Genomic DNA, 11117 nt, shown 5'->3' on the forward strand with positions numbered 1-11117 from the left:
GGCAACAGCACCCCCGCGAACTATCGCGCTGATCACGCCACCAGGCTATCGCCCCTCCCGGGCCCCCCGTCATGAGCCGTATGTGTACAAAACAGGGGCGGGAACTTTGACGTTCTGCACAGGGGTGGCGACGGGGGTGAGGTGCAGGGGGCGCCTCCGGGACGGAAGTGACGCACGGGAGGACGACGTTCGCACGGCCGGCCGGGCCACGCCCGGCCGAACCGGGAGGGAGCGGCCCGCCGAACCGAAAAGTGGCCGCGGCCCCCCGGAGGGGCCAGGCTGAAATCGGCCACCGGCCCCTTGGCACAGCGCCGCCGGGGCGGCACGGTGCCCGTACCACCACCCGGCAGGAGGAGGCCGCCGTGCCCACGAACATCCTCATCGTCACCGGCGACGCAGCGGAGTCCCTGGAGGTCCTCTACCCCTACCAGCGCCTGCGCGAAGAGGGCTACGAGGTCCACATCGCCGCCCCCACCCGCAAGAAGCTCCGGTTCGTCGTCCACGACTTCGAGGACGGCTTCGACACCTACACCGAGAAGCCCGGCTACACCTGGCCCGCCGACCTGGCCTTCTCCGAGGTCGACCCCGGCCGCTACGCCGCCGTCGTCGTCCCCGGCGGCCGGGCCCCCGAGTACCTGCGCAACGACCCGGAGCTGCGCAAGATCCTCAAGTCGTTCTTCGACGCCGACAAGCCGGTCGCCCAGATCTGCCACGGCCCGCTGCTGACCGCCGCCGTGGACGCCCTCAGCGGCCGCCGCGTCACGGCCTACCCGGCGCTGGAGATCGACATGCAGACCGCCGGCGCGACCTTCCAGGACACCGAGGCGGTGGTGGACGGCGGCCTGGTGTCGTCCCGCGCCTGGCCGGACCACCCGGCCTGGATGCGCGAGTTCCTGACCGTCCTGCGCGCCAAGGCCCCGGTCACCTGAGGCCGGGGGGCGGGGGTCTGAGGCCAGGAGTCGAAGTCGGGAGTCCGGGGCCGGAGGTCAGGGCACAGGGGTCACGCGGCGAGGTCCTCCGCCACCTGCACGGCCTCCGCCAGGCTGTCCACCACCGGCACCCCCACCGCCTCCAGGCTGGCCCGGCCGTGCGAACCCCCGGTGTACAGCACCGCCCGCGCCCCCACGTGCAGCGCGGCCACCGCGTCGTCCGCGGCGTCGCCGATCACCACGGTCCGCCCCGGGTCCACCGCCGCGAGGGCCCGGAGGTGGCGCACCATGTGCTCCGCCTTGCTGCCCCCGGAGGGCCCGACCCGCCCGTCGACCCGCAGGAAGTGCGGCTCTATGCCGAACCCGCGCACCAGCGGCACCAGGTCGTCGTGCCCGTACATGCTCAGCAGCGACTGGCTGCGCCCCGCCGACAGCCACCCGGCGAGCAGCTCCGCCGCGCCCTCGGTCAGCGCGCAGGTCGCCCGCCGCTCGGCGTAGTACCGGTGGAAGACCGCGTCCATGACCTCCCACTCGGCGTCCGTGGGCAGCCTCCCCATCAGCCGCTCGTAGAACTTCGGCACCGGCACGCAGTACAGCGCCCGGTACCGCTCCAGCGTGATCGGCTCCAGCCCCAGCTCCGCGAAGGCCGCGTTCGTCGCCCCGATGATCGCCTCGTTGTCGTGGAACAGCGTGCCGTTCCAGTCCCAGACGATGTGCGCCCCAGTCTGCATCCCCATGTCCGCAAACGTACCCGCCCCCACCGACAGCCGGGAGGTGGCGGACGCTCAGCCGCCCGACCCCACCAGGTTCGCGATCTCCTGCGTGGCGAACCACAGCAGCTCGTGGTCCTCGGCCCCGTCCACCACGAACTGCGCGTCGTCGTCGCCGCCGTCCGCGGCCGGCAGGGCGTCCGCCGCGGCGGCCACGTCCCCCTCCGCGTCCGCCGCGTCGACGTGCACGGACGCCGCCTTGGCCAGCGCCACGGCCCCGGCGACCCGCACCTCGCCCAGCGCGGCCGGGTCGAGGCCGCGGTCCGGGTCGGACGCCGCCGCCCCGTCCGGCACGTCGACGGCGACCACGACGCGCCGCCGCGGTGCCCCCGGGTCCGCCGCGAGCAGCCGCAGCGAGGCCAGCGCGGCCCGGCTGAGCGCCGCGTACTCCAGCTCCTCGATGTCGTCGGAGAGGTACCACTCGCGCAGCCCCGGCGTGACGGCGTACGCGACGAGCGGCCCGGACCCCAGCTGCCCCGTCCTGTGCGCCTCGGCGAGCCCGGGGAGGGTCAGGGGGACGTACACGCGCATGGCAGCCGCTTTCGTGGGTCGGGGGCTCTCGGACGGCCTCCAGAATACGTGCGGCCGCCGTGCGGGCGTCCCCTTTCGGGTCTGGCCCCGCGCCTCGGCGGGCGTCCACCCGGCGCCCGCCGTTCACCCGGCCCGCCCGCTCCCTCATGGGCCGGAGCACGCTCCTCGTCACTCTGATAGGTGAACTTCCCCGGGCCTCCGCCACGACGGCACCCTTGCTTGCCCTCCCCCTCGCCGACCCCGTACAAGATCGACCACCGCGTCCAGTTACCGACCGGTACCGACCGGATTGCGCCGAGTTCCCCTCGCGCACCAGATCACGGGGATCACATGAACAAGGTCATGACCAGGAGCCAGCGCCGCCCCGCACCGCGGGCCGCCACCCGCCCGCCGGGCCGCCGCGACTCCGGCCGCCCCGGCGGCGCCCCGCCGCGCACACCCAGCGGCGGCACCGCCCGTACGACCGCCGCCGGGGACCGCCCGCCGGCCGGCCCCGGCGCCGCCCACCGCACCCGCCCCGCCGACAACCGCCCCACCACCCCGTCCGGCACCCCCACAAGGGCCGCCGGGGCCGCCCCGGCGGGACGAGGGGCGCCGCCGCAGCCCACCACCACCGACGTCTTCGCCGAGCGCCTGCTCGCCGTCCTCAGCGGCCGGCAGCCCGTGCACGCCATGCTCCGGCACACCCTCGGCCGCGCCTACGACGACCTGGTCCGCCTCGCCGAGCACGGCCCCCTACGCACCCCGCACGGCACCCGCCCCGTCGTCCGCGACATCGGCCACTACGAGGTCCGCCCCGGCGCCGTCGAGGTCTTCGCCCGCATCCGCGCCGGCGACCGGCTGCGCGCCATGGCCTTCCGCCTGGAACGCGGCACCGACCACCGCTGGCGCTGCACGGCCGTCGAACTCGGCGGCCCCCGCCCCCACCCCGAGGACGACTGACCGGGCCGCCCGCGCGCACCCGCCGGCCGGCACGCACGCGAAGGGCCGGCCACCCCCAGGGGTGACCGGCCCTCACACGCTCGCGACGACTGCCCGGCGCGGCTACTTCTTGCGGCGGCGGCCGCCCCGCGCCTGCTTGCGGCGCTCCGCGCGGGTCAGCCCGTCGGCCTCGGAGCGCACCGGCTCGTCGTCACCGGCGAAGTCACCCTCGATGGTGCCGCCCTCGCCGTCCACGGTCGGCGCCGAGAAGTGCAGGTTGCGCCGCTGCGGCACGTCCAGGCCCTTGGCGCGGATCTCCGGACGCGCACCCGCCTGCGCCGGCACGGAGTCCTGCTTCTCCAGGTCGGCCACCGGCTGGGCGTCCTCGACCGGGACCTCCTCGACCTGCTGCTCGACCTGGACCTCCAGGTTGAACAGGTAGCCGACGGACTCCTCCTTGATGCCGTCCATCATGGCCTGGAACATGTCGAAGCCCTCGCGCTGGTACTCCACCAGCGGGTCCTTCTGCGCCATCGCGCGCAGACCGATGCCCTCCTGGAGGTAGTCCATCTCGTAGAGGTGCTCGCGCCACTTGCGGTCCAGGACCGACAGCACGACCCGGCGCTCCAGCTCGCGCATGATCTCCGAGCCGAGCTGCGCCTCACGCGCCTCGTACTGCTGGGTGATGTCGTCCTTGATGGACTCGGCGATGAACTCGGCCGTCAGACCCGCCCGGTCACCGGCCGCCTCCTCCAGCTCCTCGATGGTGACCTTCACCGGGTAGAGCTGCTTGAACGCACCCCACAGCCGGTCCAGGTCCCAGTCCTCGGGGAAGCCCTCGGAGGTCTCGGCCTGCACGTACGCGTCGATCGTGTCGTCCATGAAGTGCTGGATCTGCTCCTGCAGGTCCTCGCCCTCCAGGACGCGGCGCCGCTCGCCGTAGATGACCTCGCGCTGCCGGTTGAGCACCTCGTCGTACTTCAGGACGTTCTTGCGGGTCTCGAAGTTCTGCTGCTCGACCTGCGACTGCGCGGACGCGATCGCGCGCGTCACCATCTTGTTCTCGATCGGCACGTCGTCCGGGACGTTCGCCATCGACATCACGCGCTCGACCATCTGCGCCTTGAACAGCCGCATCAGGTCGTCGCCCAGCGACAGGTAGAAGCGGGACTCGCCCGGGTCGCCCTGACGGCCGGAACGACCGCGGAGCTGGTTGTCGATACGGCGCGACTCGTGCCGCTCGGTGCCCAGCACGTACAGCCCGCCGAACGACTCGACCTCGTCCTTCTCCGCCTTGACGGCCTGCTCGGCCCGCTCCAGGGCGGCGGGCAGCGCCGCGGCCCACTCCTCGATGTGCTCCTCCGGGTCCAGGCCGCGCTGGCGCAGCTCCGCCTCCGCGAGGTCCTCGGGGTTGCCGCCGAGCTTGATGTCCGTACCACGGCCGGCCATGTTCGTCGCCACCGTCACGGCGCCCTTGCGGCCCGCCTGCGCGACGATCTGCGCCTCGCGCTCGTGGTGCTTGGCGTTCAGCACCTCGTGCTGGATGCCGCGCTTGCTGAGCTGCTGCGAGAGGTACTCCGACTTCTCGACCGACGTCGTGCCGACCAGGATCGGCTGGCCCTTCTCGTGCTTCTCGGCGATGTCGTCGACGACCGCCTCGAACTTGGCAACCTCGGTCCGGTAGATCAGGTCCGACTGGTCCTTGCGGATCATCGGCTTGTTCGTCGGGATCGGGACCACGCCGAGCTTGTAGATCTGGTGGAACTCGGCGGCCTCGGTCATCGCCGTACCGGTCATGCCGGACAGCTTCTTGTAGAGGCGGAAGAAGTTCTGCAGGGTGATCGTGGCGAGCGTCTGGTTCTCGTCCTTGATGTCCACCCCTTCCTTCGCCTCGATCGCCTGGTGCATGCCCTCGTTGTAGCGGCGGCCGGCGAGGATACGGCCGGTGTGCTCGTCGACGATCATGACCTCGCCGTCGATGACGACGTAGTCCTTGTCCTTCTTGAAGAGCTCCTTCGCCTTGATGGCGTTGTTCAGGTAGCCCACCAGCGGCGTGTTGACCGACTCGTAGAGGTTGTCGATGCCCAGCCAGTCCTCGACCTTGCTGACACCGGACTCGTGGATGGCGACCGTGCGCTTCTTCTCGTCGACCTCGTAGTCGCCGGTCTCCTCGATGCCCTTGAGCGGGTTGCCCGCCTCACCGCGCTTGAGCCGCGTCACCAGCTTGGCGAAGTCGCCGTACCACTTCGTGGCCTGGTCCGCCGGACCCGAGATGATCAGCGGCGTGCGCGCCTCGTCGATGAGGATGGAGTCCACCTCGTCGACGATCGCGAAGTTGTGGCCGCGCTGCACGAGTTCGTCCTTCGCCCACGCCATGTTGTCGCGCAGGTAGTCGAAACCGAACTCGTTGTTCGTGCCGTACGTGATGTCGCACGCGTACTGCTCGCGGCGCTGCGCCGGAGTCATGTTGGCGAGGATGCAGCCGACGCTCAGACCCAGGAACTTGTGGACGCGGCCCATCATCTCCGAGTCGCGCTCGGCCAGGTAGTCGTTCACCGTGATGAGGTGGACGCCGTCACCCGACAGCGCGTTCAGGTACGCGGGCAGCGTGCCGACGAGGGTCTTGCCCTCACCGGTCTTCATCTCGGCCACGTAGCCGAGGTGCAGCGCGGCGCCGCCCATCAGCTGCACGTCGTAGTGCCGCTGGCCGAGGACGCGCTTGGCCGCCTCGCGCACCGTGGCGAACGCCTCGGGCAGCAGGTCGTCCAGGCTCTCCCCGTCGGCGTACCGCTGCTTGTACTCATCGGTGAGGGCCCGCAGCTCGGCGTCGGAGAGGTCGACGAAGTCCTCTTCGATGGAGTTGACCTGGTCCGCGATGCGGTGCAGCTTGCGCAGGATCTTGCCTTCGCCTGCACGCATGATCTTCGAGAGGACGGACACGGGGGTTGGTCTCCTTGCCGGTCGGGCCTGGGACGGTCGGGTGGTGACTGACTGAGCAACGGCCATCGTATGCGAGGACCCCGCCACGCCGGGAGGCCTGCCGTGCCGAGGACCGCACACGGATGCGCGCCCGCTGATCGGATCTCCTTCACCCAGGACAACGGCCGGGCCCCCCGGATGGTGCCGCCCCCGCCAAACGAATGTGCGCGAATCGTGATCACTCCCTCACCCCTAGTAAGGGGATGACGCGCCGACGCCCCGCCCCCCACAATCACCCGATGGACCCCGTCACCCTCACCTCGGACCGCCTCGTCCTCAGCCCGCTCACCCCCCGGGACACCGACGCGGTGTACACGGCGGCCCAGGACCCGGACATCCAGCGCTGGACGGCGATCCCCTCCCCCTACCTCCCCGAGCACGCGCGTGCCTTCACCGAGCAACTGGTCCCCGACGGCTGGGCCCGCGACACGATGTTCACCTTCGGCGTCTTCCTGCCCGACCGCACCCTCACCGGCGCCCTCAGCCTCACCCGGCGCGCCCCCGGCACCGCCGAGGTCGGCTTCTGGACGGACAAGGAGCACCGCGGCCGCGGCTACACCACCGAGGCCACCCTCACCGCCGCCCGCTGGGCCTTCACCGACCTCGCCGCCGACCGCGTCGAATGGCGCGCCGAGGTCGGCAACACCGCCTCGCGCGCCGTCGCCCGGCGCGCCGGCTTCACCCTCGAGGGCGTCCTGCGCTCGGCCCTCGACCACCGGGGCACCCGCCGCGACTGCTGGATCGCCTCCCTCCTGCCCACCGACCTCGGCCTGCCGTCCACGACGCCCTACCTGCCGCACCGGGCCGACCCGGGCTGAGCCGAGCTGGGGGGACCGGCGGCCGACCGAGGGGGGCCGGCGGCCGACCGAGGGGCACCGGCCGGCAGCCAGGGGCGCTCGAGGGGGCTGAGGGGCGGGTGGGCTGAGGGGCACGGGGGCATGGAGGGGCACTGAAAAACGCCCAGGTCACTCCGCTATGTCAGTGCCGCCGCCTATCGTGCGAGCCATGACCACCCCGCGCCCCCAGACCGAGCTCTCCGCGGACGACGCCCGCCGCATCGCCCTCCGCGCCCAGGGCTTCCTCGGCAGCCCCGACCGCAAGGCCGGCGTCCGCGGCGTCCTCCGCCACCTGGGCGCGGTCCAGCTCGACACCATCTCCGTTCTGGCCCGCTCCCACGAACTCGTGCCCTACGCCCGCCTCGGCGCCGTCGGCCGCGCCACCGTGGAACAGGCGTACTGGACGGACACCCACGCCTTCGAGTACTGGTCGCACGCCGCGTGCATCCTCCCCATCGAGGAGTGGCCCCACTTCGCGTTCCGCCGCCGCGCCTACCGCCACCGCCCGCAGTGGCACCACACCCTCCCCGACGGCGTGTACGACCAGGTCATCAAGCAGCTGCGCACCGAAGGCCCCCTCACCGCCACCGAACTCGGCGGCGCCAAGCGCACCAGCGAGTGGTGGGACTGGTCCGGCACCAAGGTCGCCGTGGAACGCGCCCTGATGTACGGCGAGGTCGTCTGCGTCGAACGCCGCGGCTGGAAGCGCGTCTACGACCTCGCCGAGCGCGCCGTCCCCGCCCCCCTGCTGCACGACGACCTCGACGACACCGAGTGCCTGCGCCGCCTGGTCCGCCTGGCCGGCCAGTCCCTCGGCGTCGGCACCCGCGCCGACATCGCCGACTACCACCGTCTGAAGGCCGAACAGGTCGACGCCGTGATCGCCGACTCCGGCCTGGTCCCCGTCACCGTGGACGGCTGGGGCAAGCCCGCCTGGGCCGACCCGGCGGCCCTCGCCACACCGCCGCGCGGCCGCCACCGCACGACCCTGCTGTCGCCGTTCGACTCCCTGATCTGGGAACGCGCCCGAACCGAGCGGATCTTCGGCTTCACCCACCGCCTGGAGGCCTACGTCCCCAAGCCCAAGCGCGTCCACGGCTACTTCGCCATGCCGGTGCTGGCCGGCGGCCGGCTCGTGGGACGCGTCGACCCGGCCCGCGAGGGCAGGACCCTGGTCGCCCGGCAGGTGACCGTGGACCACCGCAAGGCCGTCCCCGCCGTCGCCCAGGCCCTCGTCGAGGCGGCCGGCTGGGTCGACTGCACGGACGTCCGCGTGGAACGCGTCGACACCCCGGAACTCCGCGAGCCCCTCACCACGGAACTCGCCCGCCTGCTGGCCTGATCCGAAAGACGGGCCCGCTCCGCACGAGGCTCAGCGGATCTCGAGGATCTTCTCCCGCATCGCGTACACCACGGCCTCCATCCTGGAGTGCAACTGCAGCTTCTCCAGGATGTTGCGCACGTGGTTCTTCACGGTGTTCTCGGAGATGAACAACTCCTTGGCGATGTCCCGGTTGTTCATTCCGGTCGCCACCAGCTTCAGCACTTCCAGCTCACGGTCCGTCAGCCGCGGCGCCGGCACCAGCCGGCGCTCGTCGGTCCGCTGGATCATCGACTTGAACTCGGTGAGCAGTTTCGACGCCATCGACGGACTGATCTGCGACTGCCCGTCGGCCACCGCGCGAATCGCGGTCGCCACCTCGTCGGTGGAAATCTCCTTCAGGAGATAACCCGTCGCACCCGCCTTGATCGCGTCATAGAGATCGGCCTCCTCGTCGCTGATCGTCAACATGATGATCTTCGCGCTGGGAGCCACCTCCTTGATGGAGGTGCACGCCTCGATACCGCCGCGCTTGGGCATCCGCACGTCCATCAGCACGATGTCGGGCAACAGGTCGGCCGCCTTGTCCACGGCCTCGGCACCGTCCCCCGCCTCACCGACGACCTGGATGTCCTCCTCGGCCGCCAGCACGATCTCCAGACCGCGACGGAACAAGGCGTGGTCGTCCACGACGAGAACCCGGATGGGCTCCTTGCGTGGAGTGCCCGCCTCCGGGCCCATGCCGACGACGCCGTCGCCGGCGCCCCCGTCCCGCATCGGTCCGAAGCTGTCCGCCATCGTTCCTCCCCCTGAAGGCTGTGGCCGTGGTCCTGCGCCGTCGCCAACCCAAGGCAGCGACCCACCGGTTGGGCCGCTCGGGCCATGATTCCATGCCCGGACGACAACGCGGCGACGCAGCGGAGCGTGAAGGGGTCGCACGGCGTCGCACGAGGGTGCCCCTGGGGGCGCACACGCGCTCCAGGGGCACCGGCCGGGCCGTCGACGGCGCGGGTCAGCCGCCCAGCGTGCCGCCCGACTCGGCGGAGTTGCCCTGGGTGACCATCGTGTCCGTGCGCAGGTGGATCACACCGTAGTCGTACGCGTGTCGCCGGTAGACGACGCTCGGCTCCTTGGTCTCGGAGTCGACGAACAGATAGAAGTCGTGCCCGACCAGCTCCATCTCGTAGAGAGCCTGGTCGAGGGTCATCGGGGCGGCCACGTGCGTCTTCTCCCGCACCACCAGCGGGCCGTCGCCCTGCACCTCGAGCGAACCGATCTTCTTGGTGGGCACGCCCTCGGACTCGTCGGACAGCACCGCCTGGCCGTTGCCGTCGAGGGTGGCCACGCCCGGGACGTGGTCGGCGACCTCCGCCGCGGAGATCCGGCGTGTGCCGCGCCGCGTGTACCGCTTGTCGTGCTGCTTGCGCAGCTGGGCGTCCAGCTTCTCCGCCGCCAGGTCGAGTGCCGCGTACGGGTCACTGGCCGCCGCCTCCGCCCGGATCACCGGACCGCGGGAGCGGAGCGTGATCTCCACTCGGTCGCACCGGTCGGCCTGTCGGGGGTTCGGCTCCTTGGACACCTCGACGTCGAGGCTGATCACCTTGCCATCGAGCTTCTGGATCTTCTCCAGCTTCAGCTTCTCGGCCACGTGCTTGCGGAACCGCTCGGGCACCTCGGTCTTGCGGCCCTTGACGACGATGTCCACGCAGAACTCCGTTCCCGGATCGCTCCGCTTCGCCGGCGGAGCATCTCCCTTTTGCACCAGGTCCCGGAGAGCCCCGGAACCTCGGACTCGGTGACGTCCACCTCCTCCTCCCCCGCGGGCGCGATGTCCACCCTCAGTGCGGCGGGTGATTGCGAAAACCACAGCACCGCATTCGGATTAGCGAGGTCTGGCCTGCGGCTTTCCCTCACAACCGAACATATCTCGCCCGGACGGATGTCGTCACCCTCTACTGCCGCGTACCTCCGTTCAGGTGAATTGACCCTCTCATTACCTGCAACGACACGACCTGACGGTCAGTTCCTCTTCATTCCGAAGGAATCCGCCGACGCGGCGACCACCGCCGCGAAGACCACCCCTCCGGTCCGTCCCCCGAGTACCCGGAGAGGCCCGTCATCAGCACTCATCCCTTCCGCGGATCCCGCCTCGCGGCCCGCGTCCCCGTCGGTCCGACGGCTTCCCTCCGCCGCCGCGCCCCCGCCACCGCCACTCTTCCCCGCGACCCCCCACCCGATGCCTCTCCGCACACTTCTCGCCGACCCCCGCCGCAGGGCCCGCGCAGAAGGTGACGAGCCCTGCTCATCGGGGTATGCGGGCAGGATTGCCGCGTGCGGTGCATGCGGTGCATGCGGTGTGTGCGCTGCGTGCGCTGCGTGCGCTGCGTGCGGTGCATGCGGTGGGTGCGGTGGGTGCGGTGTGTGCGGTGTGTGCGCTGCGTCCACCGCATACTCTGCGTCGGCTACGTCCGCTGCGTTCACCGCCTCCCGCACGGCCCGGGCCGCCTCCGCCAGGGACGCACCCGTCGTCATCAGGTCGTCGACGAGCACCACCGGCCCGCCCGTGAGCAGCAGCCGCGCTCCGCCCGGCGACACCACCAGCGCGCCCCGCACGTTCTCCTGCCGCTGCCGCCGGTCGAGCCCCGCCTGGTCCGACACCCGCCGCCGCTGCCGCAGCACGGCCGCCACCCGCGCCGGCCTCCCGGCCCGCCGCAGGGCACCGGCCGCGGCGAGCGCGATCCGACGCGTGGGGTCATGCCCACGGGAGCGGACGGCGGCGGGGGCGGAGGGGACGGGGACCAGGAGGAGGGGGTGGGGGTGGGGGTGGGGG

Annotated in this window: 10 protein-coding genes; 4 read left to right on the plus strand and 6 right to left on the minus strand. The window is 71.7% G+C overall.

Annotation, left to right across the window (positions count from 1 at the left end; all coding sequences use genetic code 11):
- Positions 1-362 precede the first annotated feature (362 nt).
- Positions 363-929, plus strand: coding sequence for a DJ-1/PfpI family protein (locus tag E4U92_RS18165; protein ID WP_137301482.1), 567 nt, complete (start codon positions 363-365; stop codon positions 927-929).
- Between the two features lie 71 nt (positions 930-1000).
- Here E4U92_RS18165 and E4U92_RS18170 read toward each other — a convergent pair whose 3' ends face one another.
- Positions 1001-1666: an HAD family hydrolase gene (locus E4U92_RS18170; RefSeq protein ID WP_137301483.1), complete on the minus strand. Its 666-nt coding sequence runs from the start codon at positions 1664-1666 to the stop codon at positions 1001-1003.
- Positions 1667-1714: 48 nt separating this feature from the next.
- On the minus strand, positions 1715-2230 hold the full coding sequence (locus tag E4U92_RS18175; protein ID WP_137301484.1) for a DUF6912 family protein: 516 nt from the start codon (positions 2228-2230) through the stop codon (positions 1715-1717).
- A 330-nt stretch (positions 2231-2560) separates the two neighbouring features.
- Between E4U92_RS18175 and E4U92_RS18180 the strand changes: the two genes are divergently transcribed.
- Positions 2561-3172 carry an Rv3235 family protein gene (locus E4U92_RS18180; protein WP_137301485.1) on the plus strand — a complete coding sequence of 204 codons (612 nt, stop codon included), beginning with the start codon at positions 2561-2563 and terminating at the stop codon, positions 3170-3172.
- Positions 3173-3274: 102 nt separating this feature from the next.
- On the opposite strand, the gene secA is transcribed toward E4U92_RS18180, so the two are convergent.
- Positions 3275-6091, minus strand: a complete 2817-nt coding sequence (gene secA / locus E4U92_RS18185; RefSeq protein WP_137301486.1) for a preprotein translocase subunit SecA — start codon at positions 6089-6091, stop codon at positions 3275-3277.
- Between the two features lie 278 nt (positions 6092-6369).
- On the opposite strand from secA, the gene E4U92_RS18190 reads away from it, so the two are divergent.
- On the plus strand, positions 6370-6948 hold the full coding sequence (locus E4U92_RS18190) for a GNAT family N-acetyltransferase (RefSeq protein ID WP_137301487.1): 579 nt from the start codon (positions 6370-6372) through the stop codon (positions 6946-6948).
- Between the two features lie 187 nt (positions 6949-7135).
- Positions 7136-8308 (plus strand): winged helix-turn-helix domain-containing protein, encoded by a 1173-nt coding sequence (locus E4U92_RS18195; RefSeq protein ID WP_137301488.1) that lies wholly within the window; start codon positions 7136-7138, stop codon positions 8306-8308.
- 30 nt (positions 8309-8338) lie between these two features.
- Here E4U92_RS18195 and E4U92_RS18200 read toward each other — a convergent pair whose 3' ends face one another.
- From E4U92_RS18200 to E4U92_RS36660, 3 genes are all read right to left on the minus strand, one after another.
- Entirely contained in the window at positions 8339-9085 is a 747-nt protein-coding gene (locus E4U92_RS18200) for a response regulator (protein ID WP_137301489.1), read from the minus strand.
- 214 nt (positions 9086-9299) lie between these two features.
- On the minus strand, positions 9300-9992 hold the full coding sequence (gene hpf, locus E4U92_RS18205) for a ribosome hibernation-promoting factor, HPF/YfiA family (RefSeq protein ID WP_137301490.1): 693 nt from the start codon (positions 9990-9992) through the stop codon (positions 9300-9302).
- Between the two features lie 314 nt (positions 9993-10306).
- The coding region (locus E4U92_RS36660) for a ComF family protein (RefSeq protein ID WP_422070798.1) at positions 10307-11117 on the minus strand (811 nt) is incomplete at its 5' end.

The sequence above is a fragment of the Streptomyces galbus genome (assembly GCF_005280195.1).
In the GTDB taxonomy this organism is placed as follows: domain Bacteria; phylum Actinomycetota; class Actinomycetes; order Streptomycetales; family Streptomycetaceae; genus Streptomyces; species Streptomyces galbus.